The organism is Gillisia sp. JM1 (assembly GCF_000424645.1).
GTDB lineage: Bacteria > Bacteroidota > Bacteroidia > Flavobacteriales > Flavobacteriaceae > Gillisia.
Genome location: NZ_AUKH01000007.1, coordinates 368,728 through 395,411, shown reverse-complemented (window position 1 = coordinate 395,411; position 26,684 = coordinate 368,728). Strand labels below are relative to the sequence as shown.

General features: G+C 36.5%; 27 protein-coding genes and 1 tRNA gene. 10 read left to right on the top strand and 18 right to left on the bottom strand.

Annotation, left to right across the window (positions count from 1 at the left end; translation table 11 throughout):
- Positions 1-42: 42 nt before the first annotated feature.
- The 8 genes from H033_RS19325 to H033_RS0101745 form a co-directional block, all read right to left on the bottom strand.
- Positions 43-435 (bottom strand): response regulator, encoded by a 393-nt coding sequence (locus H033_RS19325; protein ID WP_196809406.1) that lies wholly within the window; start codon positions 433-435, stop codon positions 43-45.
- A 4-nt stretch (positions 436-439) separates the two neighbouring features.
- Positions 440-2,710 carry a PAS domain-containing sensor histidine kinase gene (locus tag H033_RS0101785; protein WP_081661792.1) on the bottom strand — a complete coding sequence of 757 codons (2,271 nt, stop codon included), beginning with the start codon at positions 2,708-2,710 and terminating at the stop codon, positions 440-442.
- Between the two features lie 652 nt (positions 2,711-3,362).
- On the bottom strand, positions 3,363-5,522 hold the full coding sequence (locus tag H033_RS0101775) for a prolyl oligopeptidase family serine peptidase (protein ID WP_026836798.1): 2,160 nt from the start codon (positions 5,520-5,522) through the stop codon (positions 3,363-3,365).
- Between the two features lie 77 nt (positions 5,523-5,599).
- Entirely contained in the window at positions 5,600-6,595 is a 996-nt protein-coding gene (locus tag H033_RS0101770) for an aspartate-semialdehyde dehydrogenase (protein ID WP_026836797.1), read from the bottom strand.
- Positions 6,596-6,828: 233 nt separating this feature from the next.
- Positions 6,829-7,077, bottom strand: coding sequence for a hypothetical protein (locus H033_RS0101760; protein WP_026836796.1), 249 nt, complete (start codon positions 7,075-7,077; stop codon positions 6,829-6,831).
- A gap of 1 nt (position 7,078) precedes the next feature.
- The gene (mscL, locus tag H033_RS0101755; RefSeq protein WP_026836795.1) at positions 7,079-7,504 is read right to left on the bottom strand and encodes a large conductance mechanosensitive channel protein MscL; all 426 of its coding nucleotides are present in this window, start codon (positions 7,502-7,504) and stop codon (positions 7,079-7,081) included.
- A gap of 59 nt (positions 7,505-7,563) precedes the next feature.
- Entirely contained in the window at positions 7,564-8,673 is a 1,110-nt protein-coding gene (gene alr, locus H033_RS0101750; RefSeq protein WP_026836794.1) for an alanine racemase, read from the bottom strand.
- Positions 8,673-9,314: a thymidine kinase gene (locus tag H033_RS0101745; RefSeq protein ID WP_026836793.1), complete on the bottom strand. Its 642-nt coding sequence runs from the start codon at positions 9,312-9,314 to the stop codon at positions 8,673-8,675. The genes alr and H033_RS0101745 overlap by 1 nt, the downstream gene beginning before the upstream one ends.
- A gap of 201 nt (positions 9,315-9,515) precedes the next feature.
- On the opposite strand from H033_RS0101745, the gene H033_RS0101740 reads away from it, so the two are divergent.
- The 4 genes from H033_RS0101740 to recJ all read left to right on the top strand — a co-directional run bounded on the left by H033_RS0101740 (position 9,516) and on the right by recJ (position 13,335).
- Positions 9,516-10,271: a hypothetical protein gene (locus H033_RS0101740; RefSeq protein WP_026836792.1), complete on the top strand. Its 756-nt coding sequence runs from the start codon at positions 9,516-9,518 to the stop codon at positions 10,269-10,271.
- A 28-nt stretch (positions 10,272-10,299) separates the two neighbouring features.
- A complete protein-coding gene (gene rsmI / locus H033_RS0101735) occupies positions 10,300-10,971 on the top strand; it encodes a 16S rRNA (cytidine(1402)-2'-O)-methyltransferase (RefSeq protein WP_026836791.1) in 672 nt (223 codons plus the stop codon).
- Positions 10,972-11,541 carry a uracil-DNA glycosylase family protein gene (locus H033_RS0101730; protein ID WP_026836790.1) on the top strand — a complete coding sequence of 190 codons (570 nt, stop codon included), beginning with the start codon at positions 10,972-10,974 and terminating at the stop codon, positions 11,539-11,541.
- Positions 11,542-11,640: 99 nt separating this feature from the next.
- Positions 11,641-13,335, top strand: coding sequence for a single-stranded-DNA-specific exonuclease RecJ (recJ, locus tag H033_RS0101725; protein ID WP_026836789.1), 1,695 nt, complete (start codon positions 11,641-11,643; stop codon positions 13,333-13,335).
- A 441-nt stretch (positions 13,336-13,776) separates the two neighbouring features.
- On the opposite strand, the gene H033_RS0101720 is transcribed toward recJ, so the two are convergent.
- The 3 genes from H033_RS0101720 to H033_RS0101710 form a co-directional block, all read right to left on the bottom strand.
- Positions 13,777-13,959, bottom strand: a complete 183-nt coding sequence (locus H033_RS0101720; protein ID WP_026836788.1) for a hypothetical protein — start codon at positions 13,957-13,959, stop codon at positions 13,777-13,779.
- Position 13,960: 1 nt separating this feature from the next.
- Positions 13,961-14,716: a UDP-2,3-diacylglucosamine diphosphatase gene (locus tag H033_RS0101715; protein ID WP_026836787.1), complete on the bottom strand. Its 756-nt coding sequence runs from the start codon at positions 14,714-14,716 to the stop codon at positions 13,961-13,963.
- Positions 14,717-14,889: 173 nt separating this feature from the next.
- Entirely contained in the window at positions 14,890-15,342 is a 453-nt protein-coding gene (locus tag H033_RS0101710) for a 6-pyruvoyl trahydropterin synthase family protein (RefSeq protein ID WP_026836786.1), read from the bottom strand.
- A gap of 296 nt (positions 15,343-15,638) precedes the next feature.
- On the opposite strand from H033_RS0101710, the gene H033_RS0101705 reads away from it, so the two are divergent.
- On the top strand, positions 15,639-16,280 hold the full coding sequence (locus tag H033_RS0101705) for a 2OG-Fe(II) oxygenase (protein ID WP_026836785.1): 642 nt from the start codon (positions 15,639-15,641) through the stop codon (positions 16,278-16,280).
- Here H033_RS0101705 and H033_RS22260 read toward each other — a convergent pair whose 3' ends face one another.
- The 3 genes from H033_RS22260 to H033_RS0101690 are packed head-to-tail and all read right to left on the bottom strand — an operon-like array spanning position 16,281 to position 17,395.
- Entirely contained in the window at positions 16,281-16,412 is a 132-nt protein-coding gene (locus tag H033_RS22260) for a hypothetical protein (RefSeq protein WP_262489296.1), read from the bottom strand. It lies immediately after the preceding gene.
- Between the two features lie 3 nt (positions 16,413-16,415).
- Positions 16,416-16,580: a hypothetical protein gene (locus tag H033_RS21735; protein WP_196809405.1), complete on the bottom strand. Its 165-nt coding sequence runs from the start codon at positions 16,578-16,580 to the stop codon at positions 16,416-16,418.
- Between the two features lie 47 nt (positions 16,581-16,627).
- On the bottom strand, positions 16,628-17,395 hold the full coding sequence (locus H033_RS0101690) for an enoyl-CoA hydratase/isomerase family protein (RefSeq protein ID WP_026836784.1): 768 nt from the start codon (positions 17,393-17,395) through the stop codon (positions 16,628-16,630).
- 222 nt (positions 17,396-17,617) lie between these two features.
- Here H033_RS0101690 and H033_RS19320 point away from each other — a divergent pair, with 222 nt between their 5' ends.
- Positions 17,618-19,012 (top strand): IS4 family transposase, encoded by a 1,395-nt coding sequence (locus H033_RS19320; protein WP_051227725.1) that lies wholly within the window; start codon positions 17,618-17,620, stop codon positions 19,010-19,012.
- A gap of 315 nt (positions 19,013-19,327) precedes the next feature.
- Here H033_RS19320 and H033_RS0101680 read toward each other — a convergent pair whose 3' ends face one another.
- Entirely contained in the window at positions 19,328-20,653 is a 1,326-nt protein-coding gene (locus H033_RS0101680; protein ID WP_026836783.1) for an MATE family efflux transporter, read from the bottom strand.
- 143 nt (positions 20,654-20,796) lie between these two features.
- On the opposite strand from H033_RS0101680, the gene H033_RS0101675 reads away from it, so the two are divergent.
- Both H033_RS0101675 and H033_RS0101670 read left to right on the top strand, forming a co-directional pair.
- Positions 20,797-22,437 carry a M14 family metallopeptidase gene (locus tag H033_RS0101675; RefSeq protein WP_026836782.1) on the top strand — a complete coding sequence of 547 codons (1,641 nt, stop codon included), beginning with the start codon at positions 20,797-20,799 and terminating at the stop codon, positions 22,435-22,437.
- A 12-nt stretch (positions 22,438-22,449) separates the two neighbouring features.
- Positions 22,450-24,189 carry a M14 family metallopeptidase gene (locus H033_RS0101670; protein ID WP_026836781.1) on the top strand — a complete coding sequence of 580 codons (1,740 nt, stop codon included), beginning with the start codon at positions 22,450-22,452 and terminating at the stop codon, positions 24,187-24,189.
- 406 nt (positions 24,190-24,595) lie between these two features.
- Here the strand turns inward: H033_RS0101670 and H033_RS19315 are convergent, their stop codons facing one another.
- Positions 24,596-24,991 (bottom strand): GNAT family N-acetyltransferase, encoded by a 396-nt coding sequence (locus H033_RS19315; RefSeq protein ID WP_051227723.1) that lies wholly within the window; start codon positions 24,989-24,991, stop codon positions 24,596-24,598.
- A gap of 12 nt (positions 24,992-25,003) precedes the next feature.
- Between H033_RS19315 and H033_RS0101660 the strand changes: the two genes are divergently transcribed.
- A complete protein-coding gene (locus H033_RS0101660) occupies positions 25,004-25,345 on the top strand; it encodes a hypothetical protein (RefSeq protein WP_026836780.1) in 342 nt (113 codons plus the stop codon).
- Between the two features lie 58 nt (positions 25,346-25,403).
- Entirely contained in the window at positions 25,404-26,324 is a 921-nt protein-coding gene (locus H033_RS0101655; protein WP_026836779.1) for a transposase, read from the top strand.
- On the opposite strand, the gene H033_RS0101650 is transcribed toward H033_RS0101655, so the two are convergent.
- A complete protein-coding gene (locus H033_RS0101650) occupies positions 26,313-26,516 on the bottom strand; it encodes a hypothetical protein (RefSeq protein ID WP_026836778.1) in 204 nt (67 codons plus the stop codon). The genes H033_RS0101655 and H033_RS0101650 overlap by 12 nt on opposite strands.
- Positions 26,517-26,573: 57 nt before the next feature.
- A tRNA-Ala gene (locus tag H033_RS0101645) sits at positions 26,574-26,647 on the bottom strand.
- Positions 26,648-26,684 lie beyond the last annotated feature (37 nt).

Here is a 26,684-nt window from a genome sequence, read left to right as displayed (position 1 = left end):
GAGGGCTAGACATCAATGATTTTAATTGGTGTTCAACTTAGATTATACTTGTTTTTCAAATGAATTTTTCATCTCTATCAAATACTCCTTTTTAAGAGGTTTAGACAAAATATTCTTAACAAATGGATATGTTTTTTTTTCTTTTTCAAAACTCTGAATAGCTGAAGTGAGTATATAAATATGAAGCTTCTCTTTAATTTCAGGTTTAAATTCTAAAAATTGGTCCAAGAATTCCCAGCCTGACATTGTAGGCATATTTACATCCAAGAAAAGCACTGTGGGTTTATCCACATAATTTTCAATATATTCTAGGCCTTCCTCTGGCTTTAAGAATAATTTAATTTCTGCACCCTCATCAAACTTTTGAATCATCAATTGGCAAATCAAATTATTGGTGCGATCATCATCAACTACCATGTAATTAAAAGAATGCATATTTTTATTTGTTGTTTGGTAAGTAGATTGTAAATTCTGTTCCATGGCCTAATAAACTCTTTACTTCAATTTGACCTCCGAGCATTACTAGCTGTGATTTAACCATAAATAATCCCAGACCTCTCCCCTCTACGTGCTTATGAAAACGTTTGTAAAAACCAAAAATTTGATCTCCTTTTTTCTCCAGATCTATTCCTAAACCATTATCCTTAAAATGAATGATTACTTGATCGTCTAGACGCTCAGTTCTTATTTCGATTACAGGAGAAACATCTGGTTTACGATATTTAATACTGTTGGAAATAAGATTAAAAAAAGTACTATAGAGGTAGCTTTTTACGGTGTAAACCTTATCAATTGCACCAAAATTATTTGTAATACTAACATTCTCTGTATCTATTAAATTCTGATTTGAAGCTATAATGCTTTGTGTTAAGCTTTCTAAATTTACGGACTCCCGCTTTTTTGAAAAATCATCTTTTAGTTTTAAAGTTTCATTCAAATCCTGCATTACATTATCTAGGCGACGAATATTTGTGAATGTCTCATTAAATAGTTCTTTCTGAATTTCCTCAGGCTGGTCATTGTTTTCTAATAAATTAGCAAGACCTATAATATTGGCAATGGGAGCCCTTAGGTTATGAGAGACTATATAAGAGAATTGTTCCAAACCTTCATTGGCAGTTAGAATTTCTTTAGTATAATTTTTAAGCTCTTTATTTAATTTCAACAGATTATTTTCTGTAGCCTTCCTTTCTGTAATATCTCTAATGATCATGGAACTTCGTAAGTCCCCATTAGCATCTTTAAAAATAGAGGAAGTAATTTCACCCGGAAATTTAGAACCATCTTTCCGAATAAAGCTTAGCTCCAAACTAGCTGTTCCTGTTTCTCTTCTCAATTTAAGAGCTTCTGCCAGTCGTGGGTCCATAGGATCAGTTACGGCTGCTCTGCCCATCAAACAAAGCTCCTTTTCAGTTCTTTGAAACATTTTACAAGCACTTGGGTTAGCGGCTAATATTCTACCATCTGGAATTGTTACCATAACCGCATCTATACTATTTTCAAAAAAAGAGCGATACCGTTCTTCACTTTCTTTAATTGCTTTTTGAGAATTTATATGCTCTGTAACATCTCTTGAGTTTGTCACAATACCACTAACGCTTGGATCGTTCGCAAAGTTGGTTGCTTTTGTTTCGATCCATCTCCACTCTCCTTTAGCATTTTTAAAACGAAAAGGTTGGATTTCAATTTGCCTTTTCAACTCCAATTCTGAGAATTGCTTTATCACCCTTTCTTTATCCTCAGGATGAATAAAATCAAAAGCCATTTTACCAATAAATTCTTCCGGGGCAAAACCCAGCACAGGATAGGAAGTTTCGCTAACAAATTTATATTTTCCTTCTAAATCAAGTATTCCAATAAGATCTGAACCTTCCTGAACCAGTGACTTAAATTTTATTTCACTTTGAGATAAGGCATTTTCAGATTCTTTTAACCTGCTAATATCTTTTGCAATACCATATAACCCGGTTATTTTTCCTTCATTTTTTAAAGGAACAAGTGAAATTTCCAGGAACATCTTTCTTCCCTTTCCCGAAATAAAATTTGCTTCAAATTTTTGATTTTTTCCACCTATGGCTACATTAAACTTTTTAACGATGATTTCACGATGATCCTGACCGCAAAATGGCAGAAAATTCATTTTCAACAATTCGGACTCAGGCGTTTCTACAATATCGATAAGCCCTTTGTTGAGACTCACAAAATTCCCTTCCAGGTCTAAAGAAAAAAGGCCATCGGTAATTCGTTCAATAAATTCTTCATGGTTTTCAGTTTTGGTATCAAAATTATACTGCAGAACATTGCACCGCTCACTCTCTAAAACGTCAAATGTTATATCTCTAACAACATTTAAAATATATTCGCTTTCATGGTTTTCATCTAGTAAAGGAATATTCTCAATCTCCCAGTACTTGTCTTGGTAACTATCATTTTGCTTATCATAGATATCATATCTAAGAACATCTATTTTGTGGGGCTCCTGACTTGTAAATGCGATCTTAAAAGATTCGACGATTTCATTTGAGCCTAATGAAAATGAATTTTGAGGAAAAACTTCTTCAATTAATTTCCCTTTTAATTCTTCTTCATTACTATTTGTAATCTTACAGAATTGAGTATTCGACTCTTTAATAACAAAATCCCCCTCTCTTCTCTCAAATAAGAGGCAAGGAAAAGGCATGTTTTTAAAAATTTTCTGATGGTAGGTCATTAGAAATTATTTTTTCAATAATTAATTATGTTATTATAATAACCAATTATGTTAGAGGGAAAAAATATGAAAATATTATAATCTGAATAACTAAAAGCTATAAAATAAAATACTTTTAACATATTTATGATAAATGAGCAAATTTAGTAAAAACTATATGTAATTAATTTCCTACATAAGCTACTGCAATTAGGAATCATCAAAATAAGGTTAATTGTGATTAATCACAAAAGTGTTCAGGTGACTGAAAACCTTCTAAACCCGAAAAAGCCTCTTCCCATTAGAATGGAAAACAGCTTCTTGGCGACTACTTTTTTACAGTACTCCAACCAAACAGCCCTAGTAACGACAAGATCATTACTGATAATTTATTTAAGCAGAACAAAAGGAACTTGTAATTAAATCTTTTTTAAAAACCGGGTTTTCATTATAATCAAAAGGGGCATTTTTTGATTTCAGCATACTTTACTATTGGATTTTTATAAATAAAAAGGTCGGAAATACTTTGTATCTCCGACCTTAATCAAGAACCTCGGGGCAAGCCCACGAGGTATGAGTTGGAATATTCTTTTAAAAATTCGAGGCATCCCGATGGCTATCGGGACGGGAAATTAAACCCTCAATGAGGGATAAAAATTATAAATTTTATTGATTATCCTTTCACTTTATCGCTAAGCTTTTCAGGTAAAACCTCAAATCCCATATTAAAAAGGGTAAAGGCAAAGATATCTGCATATTCATCTATGATCATTGCAGTTGGTTTCCCTGCGCCATGACCGGCTTTTGTTTCAATTCTAATTAACACAGGATTGTTTCCAGCCTGCTTTTCTTGTAATTCGGCAGCAAATTTAAAGGAATGTGCAGGTACTACACGATCGTCATGATCTCCGGTAGTAACCATAGTTGCCGGATATTTCACCCCTTCTTTCACATTATGAACAGGAGAATACCCATATATATAATCAAACATTTCCTTACTGTCTTCAGAAGTACCATAATCATAAGCCCATCCTGCTCCGGCAGTAAATGTATGATAACGCAACATGTCCATAACGCCAACTGCTGGTAATGCTACTTTCATTAATTCTGGACGCTGAGTCATTGTTGCGCCAACTAATAATCCTCCGTTAGAACCACCGCGAATTGCTAAGTAGTCACTAGAAGTATATTTCTCTTTGATAAGGTATTCTGCAGCGGCAATAAAGTCGTCAAAAACATTTTGTTTTTTAAGCTTAATGCCCGCATCGTGCCATTCTTTCCCGTATTCACCACCACCCCGTAAGTTTGGGACTGCATAAATACCGCCTTGCTCCATCCAAACTGCATTTGCAATGCTAAATGAAGGAGTTAAACTAATATTGAATCCTCCATAACCATAAAGGATGGTTGGGTTCTTTCCGTTAAGCTCAATTCCTTTTTTATGAGTAATGATCATTGGAATCTTAGTTCCATCCTTTGAATTAAAGAAAACTTGCTTGCTTTCATAATCTTCTGGATTAAAATCTATGTTTGGTTTGTTATATAATTCTGAAGAGCCACTCTCAATATCGTATTTATAGATACTTCCAGGGGTTACATAGTTAGTGAAGGAATAGTATAAATAATCTTTATCCTTTTTAGTACCGAAACCACCCACAGATCCAACTCCAGGTAATTCCACATCTCTTACCAACTTACCATCATAATCGTATTGCTTTACTTTAGAAACAGCATCTACCATATACTCTGTAAAGAAATACCCACCACCTGTAGAAGGCGTTAATACGTTTTCGGTTTCAGGAATAAAATCTTTCCAATTCTCTGAACCTGGGTTTGCTGCATCTACAGTAACTATCTTTTGGTTTGGCGCATTAAGATTGGTTACAATAAAGAGTTTGCTTGCATCATTTTCTATCACATAGCTATCTGTATCCTCATTACCAATTAATGTAACCAACTCTGGATTTGGTTTGGTAAGATCCATCATAAATAACTTTCCGCCGGAAGTAGAATTTCTTGCCGAAATAAATAAGTAATTATTGTCTTCTGTTACAGACCCACCAACATATCTATGTTTTTGTGCTTCTGTACCTCCAAAAACAAGTTTATCCTCGCTTTGTTTGGTTCCCAGTTTATGATAGAAAAGTTTGTGCTGATCTGTTTTTGCTGAAAGCTCACTACCTTCTGGCTTTTCATAACTAGAATAATAGAAACCTTCATTTCCTTTCCAGGAAACTCCACTAAATTTCACATCTATCAGCGTATCTTCAATTACTTCTTTAGCTTCAGTATCAAAAAGGATCACTTTTCTCCAGTCACTTCCACCTTCAGAAATACTGTAGGCTGCCATTTTTCCGTCGTCAGAAAAACTTAAGCCACCAAGAGAGGTAGTGCCGTCTTTGCTGAATTTATTTGGATCTAAAAATAATTCTGCTTCTTCAGAATCTCCTTTTTTGCGATAGACCACATATTGATCTTGTAGTCCATCATTTTTAAAGAAATAATCGTAATCCCCTTCAGTAAAAGGCGCGCCTAATTTCTCGTAATTCCAAAGTTCTGTTAACCTATTATTAAGTTCCTTTCTGTAAGGGATCTTAGCCAGATAGTCATAAGTAACTTTATTCTCTGCCTTTACCCATTCCTCTGTTTCTTTACTTCTATCGTCTTCCAGCCAGCGGTAAGGATCTTTAACTTCGGTTCCAAAATAAGTGGTAACGGTATCAACTTTTTTAGTGTCAGGATATTTCAATACTTCTGCTTGTTCTTGGTTGGAATCTTCTTTGCAGGAAAAAATGCTTCCTATTGCAATAATTCCGATTAATAGTTTTTTCATAGTGACTTAAAGATGTTTATTTGATATAGGTGACAATTATAGCCTGTAAGTTACATTTTAAAAGGTATTTACCCAATTTATGCAGGCAACAACCCATTGTTAAGCATATATTCGGCGATTTGTACGGCATTGGTCGCAGCTCCTTTCCTTAAGTTATCTGCAACTATCCACATATTTATAGTGTTTGGTTGGGAATAATCACGTCTTATTCTACCCACAAAAACATCGTCTTTTCCTTCGGCATAAATAGGCATGGGATAGGTATTTACTGAAGTATTATCCTGTACGGTAACTCCAGGAAAATCGCTTAATAATTTTCTCACCTCATTTTCTTCGAAGTCATTTTCGAATTCGATGTTTACCGATTCACTATGTCCTCCAACAACTGGAATTCTAATTGCAGTAGCTGAAACCTGCACAGAATCATCTCCCAAGATCTTTTTGGTTTCATTAGAAAGCTTCATTTCTTCTTTAGTGTAGCCATTGTCCATAAAAACATCGCAGTGAGGGATAGCATTTCTGTGAATTGGATAAGGATATGCCATTTCTCCTTGTTCCTTGTTGTATTCATTCTCCAACTGCTGCACTGCTTTTACACCAGTTCCTGTGATGGACTGATAGGTAGAAACAACCACTCGTTTTATTTTATAAGCATCATGTAGCGGCTTTAAGGCCATTAACATTTGAATTGTAGAGCAATTTGGATTTGCAACAATTAGATCTTCAGAAGAAAGTTCTGTTGCATTGATCTCTGGAATAACCAATTTTTTTGAAGGATCCATTCTCCAGGCTGAGGAATTATCGATCACTTTTGTACCGACTTCAGCAAATTTTGGAGCCCATTCTAAAGAAGTGTCTCCACCTGCAGAAAAAAGTGCAAGATCTGGTTTTAGACTTACTGCCTCTTCTAGGCCAATTACTTTAAATGATTTATTATTGAACTGAATGCTGTTTCCAATCGATTTTTCTGAAGCTACCGGGTATAATTCTGTAATCGGGAAATTTCTTTCTGCTAAAACTTTTAATATTACTTGTCCAACCATTCCGGTTGCACCAACTACTGCTACTCTCATGCTGTTTGTTTATATAAATGAATTAGAGAAGGATTTAGCTTCTCCAAATGTTGTTTTTAACAATCTTTGCAAATGTATTGCACAAAAAAATATCTGGATAGTTTAAGAACAATAATTTATGACGATTCTACGGAATTGAACACATTTTTAATTTTAGTAAAAAAAAGAACCCTCCACAGAGTGAAGGGTTTAGGTTTAGAATATATAATGTAGCGGTGATTTAGATAGGTTTTTTATTTAAAATATAATTCCTTGAAATATTGAAATCGTCTCCCGTTGTATGCCATCTTCCAAATATCAGATCTTTCAATGATCCCTTTACTTACTAGTCTTAAACCATCTATATAAGTTCTATAAACTATGGAATATACAATTATACCAAGAATTAAAACCCATGAGTTTAATTGGTCTGTTCTCATAAAATAAAGAAGAAAAGCCAATGGGGCTAAGATTGCAATATAATATAGGTAGATATTCCTCATCTTAGGGATTTTGCTTTTTCAATTCGTCTCTAATTTCTATAAGTAACTCTTCTTGTGTAGGTCCTTTTGGAGCAGGAGCAGCTTCTTCCTCTTTCTTTTTAGTTTTTTCGTAAACTTTTAGGAATAAGAACACAAAAAGTCCAACTAATATGAAATAAATAATTGCCTGAAGAAGATTTCCGTAAGTTAAGACCGCAGCTTCTGCTTCCTGTGCTGCTTCTAAAGTGGTGTATTTTTGACCATCCAACGAGATGAATTTCTGAGTAAAATCTGTTCCTCCAGTTAACACACTTATTACAGGCATAAATATATCTGCAACTACAGAAGAAATTACTTTGTTAAACGCAGCTCCAATAACTACGGCAGTTGCTAAGGCAACGATATCCTTTTTCATTAAAAAGGCTTTAAAATCAGAAAAAAACGCCATAAATGTTCAAGTTTTATGATAGTACCCCACAATTTACAGAAAAATATTAATTGTAGAGCCTATTCCTCAATAATCACACGTTTCACGCGTTGTGAAATCCCCGTAATCAACTCATAAGAAATAGTATTTCCTTTTGCAGCAAAAACTGTGGCATGTTGAGGGCCACCAAAAATAATAACTTCATCCCCTTCCTTACAATCTATGCCTGTAATGTCTATCATGAGCATATCCATACATACGTTTCCAATAATGGGGGCGTATTGATCTTTTATAAAAACTCCTGCCCGGCCATTACCATATTGCCTGTTAATACCATCTGCATGACCAATTGGTAAAGTAGCGGTCATAGTTTTTTTGGTTGCAGTAAATGCTCTGTTATAACCTACACTTTCTCCTATCGCAATTTCATGGATCTGAGAAATAATCGTTTTTAAGGTGCCAATTGGTTTTAGCTTCTCATTGATCTTTTCGTCATTACCGAATCCGTAAAGTCCAATTCCGCATCTCACCATGTCAAAAGCAGCTTCGGGATAATTGATTACTGCTGAAGTATTACTTATATGAAGAAAGGGTTTATAATTCAAATTTTCGAATAATCTAAAAACCATTTTCCTGAATTTTCCCAGTTGTTGCAATGTAAATTCGCGTTCCCTCCAATCTTCACTTGCGGCAAGATGGGAAAAGATAGATCTCACTTTAACAGCATCAGATTTTCCTAGATAGTCAAAAACGGTATTTAATTCAGGATCAATAAAGCCAAGTCTATTTAAACCGGTATTTAATTTTAAATGAATGGGATAATTTTTCAGACCAAGTTTTTCGGCTGTTTTTATAAATTCCCTAAGAACGAATTCACTATAGATACTAGGTTCTAAACATGTTTCTATTATTTCTTCAAAATTAATAGATTGCGGGTGAAGCACCAAAATAGGTTCTGTGATGCCTGCATCTCTAAGTGCAACCCCTTCTTTTGTGTATGCTACTGCAAAATAACTAACCCCTAACTCACTTAATTTTTTAGCTATTTCAGCAGATTCACTGCCGTATCCAAAAGCCTTCACAACGCCCATTAATGTTACACCTTTGGCCAGTTTAGAACTTAGGTAATTGTAATTATGAGTTAGAGCTCCTAGATCGATCTCTAAAGTAGTTTCGTGAACGCTAGACATTAGGTAGGTGTTTTTCCCGGATCTACAGTTTCTGCATCTTTTACAGAAAAATGTTTAACCCGTTCTTTAAGCATTGCCTTAAAATAAGCAGCCCTACTTAAAGGTTCATATTCTTCGTTTTCTCCCAAAAACACCAAATCGTCATTAACCGCTTTTCTATAACTAAATTGAGCGAGGTTGCCAGTTCTTGTGCATACCGCATGTACCTTGGTAACATATTCTGCAGTTGCCATAAGATTTGGCATCGGCCCAAAAGGATTTCCTTTAAAATCCATATCCAGTCCGGCAACGATCACTCTAATTCCGCTATTAGCAAGATCATTGCAAACGGTCACTATTTCATCATCAAAAAATTGGGCCTCATCTATTCCTACCACATCGCAACCATCGGCTAAAATGCGGATATGTGCCGCAGATGGAACCGGAGTAGATCTAATTTCATTAGCATCGTGAGACACTACCATTTCTTCATGGTAACGTTTATCTATGGCAGGTTTAAAGATCTCAACCTTTTGTTTTGCAAAAGTGGCTCGTTTAAGTCGGCGGATCAATTCTTCGGTTTTACCGGAAAACATAGATCCACATATAACTTCTATCCAGCCAAATTGCTCCTTATGATTTACTGTATTTTCGAGAAACATTTTGTATTTTTCAGTGCAGTTTAGGATTTATACCTAATCGGCATAAAGTTGAAACAAATTTATTAAAAATACAACCGAGGTGGATGTTCGTTAAAGTAAATTTGTAAACCAATTAATACTTACGGAAGCTAAGATAAATTAAACTTGGTAGCATTATTGCACTTTATAGTATCTATCTTCTAAATAAAAATAATACTTGTGATGAAAAAGAAATTGGAATCTGAATTAAAAAATTTAGCAAACACTATACTTAACAACGCCTCCGGATCTTCTACTGCGCAATTAAAGCAACTAGCAAAAGAGCTTTATGAGAAATTGACCATAGTGGCTTTTACTGAAGAAAATTTATCCGGATTGAAAGAAACACCAAATGTTTCTACTGCTGTAAAGCAAGAGAAAATTACACCAGAAAAGGCGACAGAATCTACTAAAGATGAATATTTGCCAGATGGAACTGAATATAATGATACAGAAGCGATCACAGAGCTTAATACCGAAATGATCAAGGATATCGTTGCCCAGATGCCTCCGGAAACAGCGCATGTGGATAGTATGGTAGACAACATCATTGCTAAAAGCAGTAACGGAAAGTTACCGGAAAATTCAGATGATTTCATGAAAAGCGACTTTAGAGATATAGGAGTAGATTATGATAATCTTCCAAGTTTTGAACCTGTTAAAAGACAGGAAAAAGAAAAGCCTAGATCTCTAAACGACCGACTTAAAAAAGGAATTAATATAGGTCTTAATGAACGCTTATCTTTTATAAAGCATTTGTTTGATGGACACACGAATGATTATAATAGAGTGATCTCTCAATTAAACACCTTTGATAAACTAGACGATGCACATAAATTTATTCAGCAAGTCGTAAAGCCAGACTATAAGAACTGGGAAGGAAAAGAAGAGTACGAAGAGCGTTTTATGGCGCTTGTAGAAAATAAATTCAACCATTAGATCTTCCAAAGATTAAGTTCACTTAATTATGTCGAAATTATATTTGGTGCCAACACCTATTGGTAATTTGGAAGATATCACTCTTAGGGCAATCCGTGTTTTAAAAGAGGTAGATTTTATTCTTGCTGAAGATACACGCACTAGTGGAAAATTGCTGAAGCACTTCGAAATAAACACTCCAATGCAAAGCCATCATATGCACAATGAGCATAGAACGGTCGAAAACATTGTAAGACGAATTAAGAATGGGGAAACTTTTGCGTTGATAAGTGATGCCGGAACTCCTGCTATAAGTGATCCTGGTTTTTTACTAACCCGAGCTTGTGTACAAGAAGGAGTAGAGGTAGACTGTTTGCCAGGTGCCACAGCCTTTGTACCTGCTTTGGTGAATAGCGGTTTCCCTAACGATAAATTTGTTTTTGAAGGATTTTTACCTCCGAAGAAAGGGAGGCAAACCAGATTTAAGACCTTGGCAGAAGAAACCAGAACAATCATATTTTATGAATCTCCTCATAAATTGCTGAAGACTCTTGCCAATTTCATGGAATATTTTGGAGAAGAAAGATTGGTTTCTGTATCCCGAGAAATAACGAAAATGCACGAAGAAACCATCCGCGGAACAGCAAAAGAAGTTTTGGAATACTACACGAATAAACCCCCAAAAGGCGAAATTGTTATTGTGGTTCAAGGGAAGGCATAAATGCAAAATTTATTAGACACCATAAGGCAGTGTGAGGTTTGTTTAAAACATTTACCTCAAGGCGCTAGACCAATTATTGAAGCATCTAAAGACTCTAAGATTTTATTGATCAGTCAGGCACCGGGTAGAGTTGTGCATGAGTCGGGAATTGCTTGGAAAGATCAAAGTGGAAAGAAATTGAGAGAATGGCTTGGAGTAGATGAAGATACTTTTTATAACACCTCTAATTTTGCCATTTTACCCATGGGATTTTGTTATCCTGGTAAAGCCAAAACAGGTGATATGCCGCCTAGAAAAGAATGTGCTCCCCTTTGGCATGATCAGGTTTTTTTAGAATTGAATAACGTAAAACTAATTCTTTTGATAGGTGCTTATGCCTCCACCTATTATCTCCCAGATGAAAAAACCAAGCTTACAGAAAAAGTAGCAGATTATGAGAAACATCTCCCTAAATTCTGGACCTTACCACATCCATCTCCTGTAAATAGATTTTGGAGAATGAAAAACCCCTGGTTTGAAGAAACGGTGGTGCCAAAACTTCAACAAAAGATTGCCTCAATTCTATCTTGATCGTTTTTTAACAGCAAAACACAAGTGTTGACTCCTAATTAAGCTATATTTAAAATGAGTCACATTACATTTGTAATCAGTTTTCAATCTTAATAAAATATGCGCTGGACGCTAAAGCCAAAACCCAATAGTGAAATTGTTAGTAAACTAGCTTCACAACTTGGAATAGAAATTCCTATTGCCTCATTGTTAGTGCAACGGGGAATAGAAACCTTTGAAGAAGCTAAAAAATTCTTCAGGCCTTCTTTGGAAGATCTACATGATCCATTTTTAATGAAGGATATGGATAAGGCTATAGAGCGAATAGAAAAAGCCATAGAGCAAGAGGAGAATATTATGGTCTTTGGAGATTATGATGTAGATGGAACCACTAGCGTTGCCTTGGTTTCTTCTTATTTAAAGACCTTTTATCCAAATGTGGTTTCCTATATCCCAGACAGATATGCGGAAGGCTATGGAGTTTCTTATATGGGAATCGATTTTGCGGCAGATAATGATATCTCTCTTATAATTGCGTTAGACTGCGGAATAAAGGCAATTGAAAAAGTCGCTTATGCAGCTGAAAAGAATATAGATTTTATTATTTGTGATCATCACAGGCCGGGCACAGAAATTCCAAAAGCTGTGGCGGTTCTCGATCCAAAAAGAGAAGATTGCGACTATCCATATAAAGAGCTTTGTGGCTGCGGAGTTGGTTTTAAACTTTTGCAAGCCTGGACCATTAAAAAGGACATTCCATTAGATATTCTATTTCCCTATTTAGATCTTGTCGCTACGGCAATAGGAGCAGACATTGTTCCAATAACCGGAGAGAATAGGATCTTGGCCTATCACGGACTTCATGTTATAAATGTAGCTCCAAGGCCTGGATTTAAAGCGATTATAGCACAAATAAAAAAAGAAACTCTCACTATAACCGATGTTGTTTTTATTCTGGCACCAAGAATAAATGCGGCTGGAAGAATGAAGCATGGCTTGCATGCGGTGAATTTATTGGTAGAAGATGATTTGGAAGTTGCAAAACAATTCGCATCAGAAATTGAAGCATATAATTCCGAGCGTAGAGAAGCCGATAAAGGTATTACCGTTGAAGCATTGCAACAAGTAGAAGATCTGGATGAAAAGGAGCGTTTTACAACCGTTGTCTATCAGGAAAACTGGCATAAGGGAGTCATTGGTATTGTAGCGAGTAGATTGATTGAAACTTACTATAGACCAACCTTGGTGTTTACTAAAAGCGGAGATAAACTAGCGGCGTCGGCTAGATCTGTAAAAGGTTTTGATGTGTACAATGCACTTGAAGCCTGTACAGAACATATAGAACAATTTGGGGGACATATGTATGCAGCTGGATTAACTTTAGCTGAATCTCAGTATGATGCATTTAAATTAAAATTCGAAGAAGTAGTTTCCGGAAGTATCGAGAATTATATGCTATCTCCAGAGATCTCTATAGATGCTGAAATAAAACTAGCAGATATCAATCCGAAATTTCATAGAATATTAAAGCAATTTGAACCTCATGGTCCGGGAAATATGTCTCCTGTTTTCTTAAGTACAAATCTGAAAGACACAGGCTATGGCAAATGTGTCGGTGGAGATGATCTTCATTTAAAATGTGCAGTGAAACAAGGAAAAACTAAAAGCCAAATTGGAGCTATTGGTTTTAATTTGGGTGCTAAAAAAGAACTGATAATTAATTCACAATCTTTTGATGCCGTTTATTCCATAGATGAGAATGAATGGAATGGGAATGTGAGTTTGCAGTTAAAGCTTAAGGATATTAAGGCTTAAATGATTTACTCGATCCCGATGCTTATCAGATTGCTCGAAGGGATTGTGATGTCATTCTGAAAGCAGTGAAACGGATTGAAGAATCTCTATGAACCAGAATCATCTTTACTGGAGATCCCTCCTGTCGTCGGGATGACTAAAATGGAGATTTCATTCTATAAGAAAATTTGATTTTTGAATGAATATAGCGACGTTTGAAGGGATTGTGATGTCATTCTGAAAGCAGTGAAACGGATTGAAGAATCTCTATGAACCAGAATCATCTTTATTGGAGATCCCTCCTGTCGTCGGGATGACAAAAACTGGAGTTTTCATTCTATAGAAAACTTAAATTTATAAATAGTTCTCGGAACGCTTGAAGTGACAAACGGGATTCGTCATATTGAGCTTGTCGAAATATGGTTTTGATGCAACAAACTTAGACATTCAATAGATATAGAATTATTTTTTATTTTCTTTAGGGTCTTTACTCCAAAGCAGTAAACCCGCTCCGGCTCCAGTTAATGAACCGTAGATTACACTATAATCATCATTATAGTAAAATAATGCTATCAAAAGAGTTGGAACTAAAATTGCAATTCCAATTTTTTGAGCCTTCTTTAAATTAGATAGTAATATTATCATATCAACTTAATTTTTCAAGTTTCAATTCTTCGCCATCAAAAACAGCAAAAGTGTAATATTCGATCCAATCTCCAGTATTTATATATGTTGAGGTGTCTGATAGTTCAATTTCCAAAGGCAGATGTCTATGCCCGAAAAGGAAATAATCGAAGTGTTGAGTTTCTAGTTTTTTACGGCAGTATTGTATTAACCATTCCCCTTCTTCCCCTAAAAATTTTTCATCTTCTACTCCAGAGATCAATTTGTTTTTTACAGATAAATACTGCGCTATAGGCACACCGATATCTGGATGTAACCATTTATATAAAAATTTAAACAATGGATTTGTAAATACTTTTTTCATCCTCTTGTATCCTTTATCGCCAGGGCCTAAACCGTCACCATGACCAATCAGGAATGTTTTGGAATTGAATTGGAATTCCTTTGGTTCATGAAAAACGGGAATATTGAGTTCTTTTTCGAAATAATCCTTCATCCAGAGATCATGATTCCCCACGAAAAAATAGATGGGAATTCCGCTATCCCTAATTTCGGCAAGTTTTCCTAAGGTGCGTACAAATCCTTTTGGAACTACATGTTTATACTCGAACCAAAAATCGAAAAGATCACCTAGTAAGAATATTGCAGCAGCATCTTCTTTTATCTCGTCCAGCCATTTTACAAACTTTGCTTCTCTAGGTTTGCTTTCCTCTTGAGTAGGTGCGCCTAAATGATTATCGCTTGAAAAGTATAATTTTTTGCCTTTCGGAATATTCATGTTTCGAGTTTGGACGTGTAAATATAAGTATTTTAGGAAAGTAGCAGAACTATTGGATTTCAGTTCTTCCTTTATTTGTAAGCAGTTTTGCGCAAGGGATGGCAGCGGCATCCCCCGATCTTTATCGGGGATAGAGCGCACAGCCCGACCTTGCTTTTCTGCAAGGTTGCGCCCTAAGTATTATCACTTGCATACCACTCTGCGAAAGAGGTATCGGTTTCCTGTAGCTTTAAAGAGAACAACTTAATTTGGGAAGGTAACTGACTCTTGATCTTATTGGCAAAATCTATCACCATATTCTCGCTTGTTGGTTGGTACTCTACCAAGATCACATTATGATCCCTGCTTTCTAATTCTCTTGCAAGCTCTATGTGTGGAGTGTTTTTGTTGAAAACAGTAGCATGATCGAATTTATCTACGATCTCCGATTTCACGATCTTTTTGAGATCGGTAAAATCTATCACCATTCCATATTTTACATTGTTGGTATCTGTAATTGGGGTTCCAATTACCGTAACGCTTAGCTTATAACTATGGCCGTGCACATTTTTGCACTTCCCGTCATAGCCGTAAAGCGCGTGACCGGTTTCAAAAGAAAATTGTTTGGTGATCCTAATCTTACTCATAACTGCAATTTGATGCAAAGGTACTAGATTTTCCTTCTAAAAGTTTTAGATACAATCAAAGCTTTCTATCCCTACATTTGTAAGCTTTAATCCCTCATTGAGGGTTTAACCCGCCTGACCGGCTGGGCAGGTTCCCAGAGGCCTGCCCGAAAAAAATTTCATTCAGGCGGGCTTGCCTCGAATTTTTAAAAATATTTTCCAAGTCATACCTCGTGGGCTTGCCCCGAGGTTCTTGATTTGGGGAGAAATTACAACTTAATGTTCCAAATACTTAATATAGGAAGGGGATGAGTGAAATGTTAGAATTGTATGAACAATTAGAGTTCCAAGAGAATCCTCTTTACGAACGCATTATTACAGATCTTGTTACAAAACAATACAGCATAATTGATGATTTCTTTAATTTAGAAGAGGTTGGAAAATTACGTGCTACCTTATTACAGGAATATGAAGAGGACAATTTTAAGAAGGCTGCAATAGGGAATAGAGTAAATGAAGTCATTGAAAAATCTGTGCGTGGAGATTTTATTCTTTGGCTAAATGAGGCTGATGCAGGTGAGAATGAAAAGATCTTTTTTAATAAAATAAATCCATTTATCTCTTATTTGAACAAGACCTGTTTCTTAGGGATTCTTTTTAAGGAATTCCATTATGCTTTATATCCAACAGGAACTTTTTATAAAAGGCATTTGGACACCTTTCAAAATGACGACAGGCGTAAGCTTTCTTTGGTTTGTTATTTGAATAATGAAGATTGGAAACCAGAAAATGGTGGAGAATTAGTGATCTATAAAAATGAAGCTGGTAAAGAAAACCCTATTACTATTTATCCTTTTCCTGGAAGAGTTGTGGTTTTTGAAAGTCAGATCTTAGAACATGAAGTAAAGCCTGTAAATACCATGCGATTAAGTATTACCGGATGGTTGAAAACACGCTAGTTATTTTTTGAATTTCTTATAAAGCACAACCCCTATGAGGGCTATGGCAATAAGTAACCAAAATCCCATTCCACTCAAAAACGAAAAAATATCATAAGTGGTTTCACTTACAGGCACCTCATTTTGTGTCATTTTCTAGTGTTTTTTCATGTAATTTCTAGAATACAGAAAGATGGCCACAATTAAAAAGATGGCAAAGATATACCATTTATTCTCTAGGAGGAATTCCCAAATGGTAAATCCCCACTCTTGTTCTGGGGTTGCTTGTTTCTCTTTTGGTATTCCTATTTGCAATGACATAGTTTGAATTTTATAGAAATATACTCATTATATCTGTTGGGGCGATACTATTTATTGAATTTTGATAAGGCATTTTTAGTAAATTCCGATAGCACCAATTCGCCTGAGACTGCAGCCCGAGTGATCAATAATTTATCCCAATGAGCAGTGTTCTCCCAAAGCACTTTTTTCATTTCTTGAGTAGCCTGCGGATTATATGAAGCTAATTTTTCAGACAATAATTCTACTTCCTTGTCTAGGTCTGAAATTGATTCAAAGACTTTTGCGAAAAGGCCTTTTTCTTGCGCCCAATAGGCATTCTTCCATTCGTGAGCAGCAAGACTTAACTCAGATAAAGCGGCTAATCCCATTTTACGTTCTACTGCAGGAGCAATAACAAAAGGGCCAATTCCTATAGTAAGTTCAGATAGTTTAATTGCAGCTGCTTCTGTAGCCATACTATAATCGCAAGCTGCGGCTAAGCCAACTCCACCACCAACGGTTTTTCCTTGAATGCGACCAATAATAGGTTTCTTACACATTCTCATAGCATTTATTACATTGGCAAAGCCGGAGAAGAACTGTTTTCCTTGCTCGAGGTTCTCAATCGCTACCAATTCATCAAAAGATGCTCCCGCACAAAATGCTTTTTCACCTTCAGATTTAAGAATTATCACATTTACTTCTTCATTTTCAGATAATTTCTGAAATTCTTTTTGAAGTCTCTCTAATAATTCTGAAGGAAAGGAATTGCTAGCAGGATGCCCAAATTCTACTGTGGCAATTTTATTTTGAATGCTTGTATATAAACTTCCGTTCTCGCGGGTAGTGCTCATAAGAAATAAATTTTATCAAATGTAAAGATAAAGAGAATGCCTGAAAAGAAAAAAGCTTCAAGTTGCAAGATAGAATTTTAAGCAAAAGGTTTAAATGACCCTTCGACTCCGCTCAGGGAGACGATGCTGGTTTTATCTTCCGTCATGCTGTCCCGAGACTTCCTATCGTGTGGACACAATTTTTTAATATTTTAGCTGACTAATAATAGTTTTGCTAATAAAATGAAAAGGGGATTCACAGACTTAGAGGATAAACGTTTAGTTTATAGAGGCAATAAGATTTTATCGGATTTATTCAGTAAGAGCGTCCATTCAATCCGTCAGATTAGCAGGAATGAATCAGAGGCAAAAGCGGTTTACCGTTTTTTGCAGAACGACAGGGTCAGTGAAAAAGATATTATAGAAAACTTGATTCATAATTGCCGCACGGCATGTGCCGGCAGATTCGTTGTCTGTATCCAAGATACCACAGAAATCAACTTAAGCAGCCATGGTAAAAGGATCAACAAAGATAGCTTTGTGGGCACTACCAATGCAAAGGGCTCCCAAGGATTGGGATTCTTTATTCATCCAAGTTTGGTCTTGGATGCCGTGACTGGTACCCCCTACGGCTATTCTGATATTAAAGTTTGGAACAGGCCCTTAGAGTTCAAATCAAAGCATGAAAGACAGTACGGTAAACTGCCCATAGAAGAAAAAGAATCCTATAAATGGATAGAGGTGTCCAAAAACACACAGGCCTCACTACGGGATGTGGTAGAGGGAATGGTGATCATACAAGATAGAGAAGGGGATATTTACGAACAGTTTGCAATCATACCAGATGCACAAACAGATCTGTTGATAAGAGCCCGTGTGGATAGAACATTGGCAGATAGGTCAAAATTATTCAGTTGCCTGGAAGATCAACCCTGTCAAGGGTTTTATGAGGTACAGGTGGATGCCTGTGCAAAGACCAAAAGAAAAAAAAGGACGGCAAAAATTGAAATCAGATATAAAGAGGTGGAGCTCAAAAGAACCAGCGCAACAAGCAAAGGAGTGGCATCCAGCATAAAACTATATCTGGTAGAGGCCAAAGAGGCTGACTATACTGGCCCCGATAAAATATGCTGGAGGCTCTTGACAACCTTGCCTATACAGACAATAGAAATGGCAGAAATGTGCGTGGAATGGTATAAGTGGAGATGGACGATAGAAGAGGTGTTCAAAATATTAAAAAAAGAGGGTTACAATGTTGAGGCGTCAGAGCTGGAGTATGGGTCATCGGTAAGAAAACTAAGCTTATTGATAATGGAGGTCGTCATCAAACTGTTCCTAATGCGTCTAGCGTATGCAGAACCAGAAAGAGAGATGAGCGCCGATAGCTGTTTTACAGAAGAAGAGCAAGAGTTTTTAGAGCTCCAAATAAAAAGTCTGGAAGGTAAAACAGAGAAACAAAAAAACCACTATAAGAAAAAAGAGCTAAAAAGATATGTTTGGGCGATAGCTAGACTTGGTGGTTGGAAAGGGTATGAAAGCAAAAGACATCCAGGTATAACAACCCTATGGATAGGATTGAAATATTTTAAAGCCGCAATGGAAGGGTGGACCATTCATAAAGATATGTCCACACGATAGGAGACTTCGGGAGTTTCAGGATCTTTCATGCTTCAATTCTCTGAGCTAGATAAATTTTTATATCATGTGTTAAAGGTTGATATTACTATTTTGAAAAGAGTGATTCCGCTATAGGAATATATTTTTTCAAATGAGATTCCTCCTTCGACGGAATGACAAGCCTCTCTTGGTGTCTTTCTGAAAGGAGTGAAACGGATTGAAGAATCTCTAATATTTGAGTATATATTATTAAAGTTTAATATTTTATTTCCGCTGCTATAATACTTGGTTGCATAAAATTTATCTTATAATGCTCAGAGTAACATAATCAATAATTTAAATGTCTTTCTTTAGATATTTTCTACGGAATTTAAATACCAAGGCGCTACTTCTAATAAGCATCCAGGCAAAGAACGCGATCCAAATGGCATATAATTTTAGCCCGAAATAATCACCTATCAATAAAATAGGGGTGAACACTAAAAAAGTGGCAACCAATAGAAGATTTCGCAAATATTTTGCTTCGCCTAATCCTTTAAAGATCCCGTCGAACATAAAAGCGATTGCATTGATTGGTTGCATTAGCAACACTAACCAAAATACAGATGAAAACAAAACCAATACGCTGGCTTCTTTATTGAAGATGAGTCCGATCTCATTATAGAAAACAGCACAAATTCCCATTAACATAAGAGCGATTATCACAGAATACTTACTTATCTTTTTACTCAGCTCCCAAAGACTTACATAGTCTTTCGCACCCAATAGTCTTCCTCCAATCGCATTTCCTGCATTTGCATAGCCATCTATAAAAAAAGCAAAGAACAACCAGATATTCATAAGAATACTTTGAGCTGCGATATAATTCCTGCCATAATCTGTTGCATAAGCGTTGGCTAGATAAATGGCAAAATTAAGCGCAGCCGTTCTTATAAATAAGTTCCCGGCCATTAAAAGCAGACCTCTAAGCCTTGGATTAATATTAAAGCTCAATTTTAAATTGAAAGGTGTTTTCTTAAAATAAAACCATAGCGCCATCACTAACATAACTCCCTGTGCTGCTAAACTTGCATAAGCAGCTCCTTTAAGGTGCATGGCAGGAATAAAGTCTCCTACGCCATAAACTAGCGCATAGTCCAGCACCACGTTTACAAGAGCTCCGGTAAGACTACATTTCATTGCCCATAAGGTGTTTTGAAGACCTCTAAACACCCCGAAAATGGCAAAGGTCACTAAGGTTAGTGGATAGCCAATAGCCCTTATTTGGTAGTATTCTTCAGCATAATTCAAAATAAGCCCTTCTGCATTATAACTGCTGAAAATGGCTTTGGCAAAAAAAGCAGTTATGGCATAGATTAGAATGCTTAATAATAGGTTAAAAAATATGGCTTGCGGAATCAACGTTTTTACGGCGTGTATTCTATTCGATCCTAAATGTTGAGAAACAATCGAGGAGATGGCAGTTTTTGTTTGTGCCACGATCCATATAATAGCAGAGAGAAAAGAGCCAACAATTCCAGCAGCCGCCAAGGCTTCAATGGGGTTTGTGTCTACATTCCCGATAATTGCGATATCGGTTAGGGAAATAAGCGGTTCTGCAATCCCCGCGATAATTGCCGGGATAGCGAGTTTGTTGATGTTCTTAAAACTTATTGCAGACAATCTTTAAGTTTGAACGGTAAATATAAAATAAGTAATTGCTTTCAGAGTGATGCGTTCGGGAGAAATCCGGCGAGATTAATTAGAAATGCTTAATTATAATCTTATTTTTGAAGGAATAGTTTCAATAATTATATTCAACCCCTATGAATCAAAATCTAATATGCCTGTTTGCAGTAGCTTTTTTTGGAATATTTACAGCGACCGCACAGCAGGATTACCCAACAAACCAGGAGGTAGCACAACGATTGCAACAAATGGCCACCTCGGGAAATTCGAAATTAATCTCACTCACTAAAACAGAAGGCGGACAGGATATTTGGGCTCTTCAAATAGGAAAAGGCGATCTTGAGAATAAACCAGCTATCGCTATTACAGGTGGCGTGGAAGGCTATCACGTTCTAAGTGTCGAATTGGCGTTACAGGTTGCAAACCGATTGTTGAAAGATCATTCTGAACTGCTGGAAACTACCACCTTTTATGTTTTTCCAAATATGTCTCCGGATGCTTATTCGCAGTATTTTAGCAACATCAAATATGAGCGCAGGGGGAATACAGTAAAAATCGATCAAGACAGGGATGGCAGATTGAGCGAAGATGGATATGAGGATTTAAATAAGGATGGATTTATAACAAAGTTTCGGGTAGAAAGTCCTTTAGGGGACTATGTTCCTCACGAAAAGGATCCCCGGGTTTTGGTGAAAGCAGAAAATGATGGTAAAAGTACTACCCGATATAAAATGTTTTCTGAAGGAATAGATAATGATAAAGACGAAAAATATAATGAAGATTCAGAAGAAGGGATCGCGTTTAATAAGAGCCTGACTTACAAATTTCCGGCATTTGAACCTTTTGCAGGGGATTATCCGGTTTCGCAAAAAGAAAGCAGGGCTTTGCTGGATTACCTGTTCGAGCGATGGAATATTTTTGCATTTGTAACTTTTAGTCCTGCCAATAACCTTTCAGCTCCTTTAAAATTCGACAAAAGTGATGCAGAAAAAAGGATTGTGAGTTCTATGTTGGAAAAGGATGTAGAAATCAATAAAATGGTTTCAGAAATTTATAATGAAACTATCCCACACAAAGCCTACAATCAGGAAAATCAGGGTACAGAAGGAGATTATTTTCAATGGGCCTATTTTCACTTTGGAAGATTGAGTTTTAGCACACCAGGATGGTGGGTGCCAGAGGTCAAAGCGGAAGCCAAAGATTCCACAATGATCGAAGAAAACAAAGAGATCAAAGAAGTAAAAGTTACCCCAGAAACTAACTTTTTGGCCTGGGCACAAAGGGAAGATCTAAAAAATGTATTTATTCCCTGGCAAGAGGTTAATCACTCCGATTTCCCAAATCAAAAAGTTGAGGTTGGTGGAATTAAACCCTTTGTAATGGTAAATCCTCCATACCGAATGGTGGATAGCATTGCTGAAAATCATACGAATTTTATAGTGAAACTCGCTGAAATTCAGCCTAAACTGGAATTTCATAATTTAAAAAAAGAAAAACTGAGTGGAGGTTTAACCAGAATCACCGTAGATCTATTTAACAATTCCCCGCTTCCAACACATTCAGAACTTGGAGAACGTTCCAGGTGGCTTCAAAAATTACAGATTACCGTAAATAAAGATAAAAAGGACCTACTTGCAGGGAATACTATCAAGCTATTGGATAAACTTGGAGCTTATGAAAAAGAGACCCTTTCCTGGATCGTTAAAGGTGGGGGAACAGCAAATATAAAAGTAGGAGCACCGCATACGGGGTATGTAACTATGAATGTAAAACTTTAATTTTTGGTAAAAATGAATTTAAAAAATATAAGAAATACTGCGATTTTAGGGTTTTTTAGTCTGTTGCTGAATATTCCTACAGGTCAGGCACAGGAGAAATATTTTCGAGCTATTGGTACTCCACATGAGCCGGAAGTACAGGTAAGCTGGAACCGATATTATACCTATGAAGGGATAGTGGATATTATGCAAAAAATTGCAAAAGCACATCCTGAACTTGCAAAACTTGAAAGTATCGGTAAATCTTTTCAAGGCAAAGACATCTATTTATTGACGATTTCTGATTTTAAGAAAGGGGATCCTTCAAAAAAACCGGCGATGTATATTGACGGGAATATACATTCCAACGAAATACAAGGAGCTGAATTTTCTCTTTATACTGCCTGGTATCTTACCGAAATGTTCGATGATCTTGATTTTATCAAAGAACTGCTTCAGGATAAGACTTTTTATATCAACCCTACCATTAATCCAGATGCGAGGAATGAATATATGAATAATCCCAACACTCCGCATTCTCCAAGATCTGGAATGATCGTCCTTGATAATGATGGCGACGGAGAAGCCGGGGAAGATGGGTTTAATGATTTAAACGAAGATAATCACATCACGATGATGATTCGGAAGTCACCTACCGGTAGATATATTAAAGATCAAATGGATGATAGAAAACTCATTAGGGTTGCTGCTGAAGAAAAGGGTGAATATGAAATGTTAGGGTATGAAGGGATAGATACCGATGGGGACGGGGAAGTAAATGAAGACGGAATTGGCTATTATGATCCAAACCGCGACTGGGGTTGGAAATGGCAGCCGGATTATGTACAGCGGGGAGCTTATAAATATCCTTTTAGTTTACCGGAAAACCGTGCGGTAATGGAATTTGTAATGAAACATCCCAATATAGCAGGCGCGCAGAGTTATCATAATTATGGAGGAATGATCTTAAGAGGACCTGGAGCCGAGGAAGATAAGGATATCTATAACCAGGAAGACATAGAAATCTATGATGCTATTGCAAAAAAAGGGGAGGAAATGATCCCTGGATATAAATATCTGGTTGTTTACAAAGATCTTTATTCTGTTTTTGGAGGTGAATTGGACTGGTTTTACGGAAGCCGTGGTGTTTATACTTACACCAATGAATTGATGGTCTCTTACCTTTATTTCCATCAAAACGAAGGTCGTGGAAATCAAGATGAGGAAATGAAGGTAGACAGGTATTTAACCTTTGGGGATGCCTTTGTAGATTGGGCAGAATATGATCATCCGCAATATGGTAAAATTGAAGTTGGCGGATTTAAAAAGAATTTTGGGCGTGCACATCCGGGATTTTTACTGGAGCAGGATGCACATAGAAATATGGCATTTACAATATATCACGCGTTTCACACACCCAAAATAAGTATTACCGATGTTGAAGAGGAAAACCTGGGCGGTGGCCTTAAGCAAATAACCGCCACAATTTATAATGAACGTTTGATGCCCACCCACAGTAGTCAGGATCTTAAATATAAGATAGAACGGCCAGATTATGTGTCTATTTCCGGTACTAATGTCGTAACAGGGATGCTTGTGAAAGATGCCGATTTCAATAAAGTTGAAGAGCAAAAAGTGAATCCAGAGAAAATGTTGGTAGAAAACATTCCTGGAATGAATTCGGTAAAAGTTCGCTGGATCGTTTCAGGAGGAGGGAATTATAAAATCAGCGTAGATTCTGCGAAAGGTGGAATTGCTGAATGGAAGAAATAAGCCTATTTCAGGCTTTGATTCTGAGTTCCGATAGTTTGCATTCGGGATGCCTAAAATTTTTCAAAATCGGTTTTTAATCATTCATTGAGCGTCTAATTCCGCGAGGCTTACCTTGAAAAATTATTTTTCTAATCCATACCTAGTGGGCCTGCCCGTATCGTATCGTACAGTTCGGTCCGGCCTGCCCGAACTGTTTGGGGCGGGCTTGCCCAGCGGTTCTTGATCATTGAGTACAAAGCCAACTTTCACTTTAGAGGAAGTTGGCTTTTTTATGAAGTATGTCTAAGGACGAATTATTCAGATTTTCGATGAATTATCTGGGAGTTAAATTCAACTTGATCTGTTGGAATTTAATAGCTTCGTGTTAAGTTCGATTCAGTCTTATCTTTAGGTTTCTAAAGATATTTCACAGAATTAATTCATAACAATGAAATGGCGCAGCACTTTGCTTCGGAAAGTAAATGTCTTCCAATTTTTGATAACCTCGAGCTTCATAGAATTTCTGATTTCTTTTATTTAAGCTGAAAGTGTCTAACCTGATAGAATTGAAGTTTAGTTTTTTGGCAAATTCTTCAGCAAAATCCATTAATTTTTGCCCGAAACCTTTTCCCCAACTATCGGGATGTGTTGCTAAACGGTGGATATAAAGATTTTTTTTAGAATGGGTTAACCAAGAAATGTGCTTATATTCTTCGTCCATAATTTCTGAAAGCACAATGATTCCTAAGATCTGGTCATTTTCTTCTAAGACATATAATGGATCAAGGTAAATACTTGGGGAGAAATGTATCTTTGCAAGCAAAACACTTAGAACTTGGATAAAGAATTAGCCCGCTATTTATTGCCAGAAGGCATATTAGAATATTTTGAGATCATCAGTCATAAATCATCAACAGACAAGGTTCATTTCTATTTAGAAGAGAAGAACATTCTACCCAAAGAATATCAATCAGAAATAGCACAATCCAAAGGCTTCTTACCAGAAATAACGGTTGAAGATTTTCCGCTAAGGGGTAAATCCGTATTGCTCCATATAAAACGTAGGCGTTGGACCCTGGTCAATACAGGAGAGATAGTAAAAAGAGATTGGAACTTAATAGCTAAAGGCACTCGGATAACTAACGAGTTTGGCTCTTTTTTAAAAGGTATCGCTTGATACTCATGCGGTAAGTGCCAAACGGTTTGGTGACTATTATAAGACCAATGGCAAAGCGCTGCAGTACCACTACAAAAACCATCTCAGCGACTTTAAGGATTGGGCGCAAAAAGAGCATTCACAAGATTGGCTGCTCTATGGAAAGAACTTGGGCAAATATTTGAGTTTAGATGAAACCTCTTTATCCAACGGTGAGCTTTACACTATTCTAACAAACAAAGTAGCCAAGGGAAAGAAAGGCAGCATAGTGGCCATTGTTAAAGGAACCAAAGCAGTTGATGTCATTGAGGTACTAAAGGAAATCCCCGTAGAAAGGCGCAATATGGTAAAGGAAGTCACTGTGGATATGGCCGGGAGCATGAATTTGATCGCTAAAAAATGTTTCCCCAAAACCGAAATAGTCACAGATAGGTTCCATGTTCAAAAACTGGCCTCAGAAGCAGTGCAAGAAGAACGTATCCGATTAAGGTGGGAAATTATAGAAGAAGAAAACAAAGCTATTGAAGAAGCCAGGAAAAATGAAAAAACATATAAACCAGAGCTTCTCAGTAATGGGGACACGCACAGGCAGCTCCTCGCTAGAGGCCGATATCTATTGTTCAAATCAAAAGCCAAATGGACGGCAAGACAAATAGAAAGGGCTGAAATATTATTTGATCTATACCCAACTATTGAAAAAGCATACAACTTCTCTCAAGGGCTAAGCCATATTTTTAGAAACAACACAAATAAAGATGTAGCTAGGCTAAAATTGGCACACTGGTACAACAAAGTCGACAATTCCGAATTTAAGTCTTTCAATACCATTGCAAGATCCGTACAACTGCACTACGAGACCATCCTAAACTATTTTAACAACAGAAGCACCAACGCTTCAGCGGAATCCTTTAATGCCAAAATAAAAGAATTCAGAGCTTCATTTAGAGGTGTCAGAGATGTGAAATTCTTCCTCTATAGACTAACTAAATTATATGCATAATTTTTGAGCTCCCCAATAATATGGTTTGATCCCATATAATTCCGTGTGATCTATATCTTGCTGAAGCTTTTCTAAAGAAGGATAATGTTCATTCCACTGAATGATGCCTAATTGTTGCATTCTAACAGCACAGGCTTCTGTTAAAGCTTTAGTTTTTAAAAGGTCTTCCTGATAAGCTTGCCTAATTTTCATGTTTTCTCTACTAAAGGACTAAAATAAAAAAACCATCCTAAAATGGATGGTTTTGCGTGGAGAATATCGGAGTCGAACCGATGACCTTTTGGCTGCCAGCCAAACGCTCTAGCCAACTGAGCTAATCCCCCAAATTTCGATTTCAAAGTTAAACATTTATTTATAGGA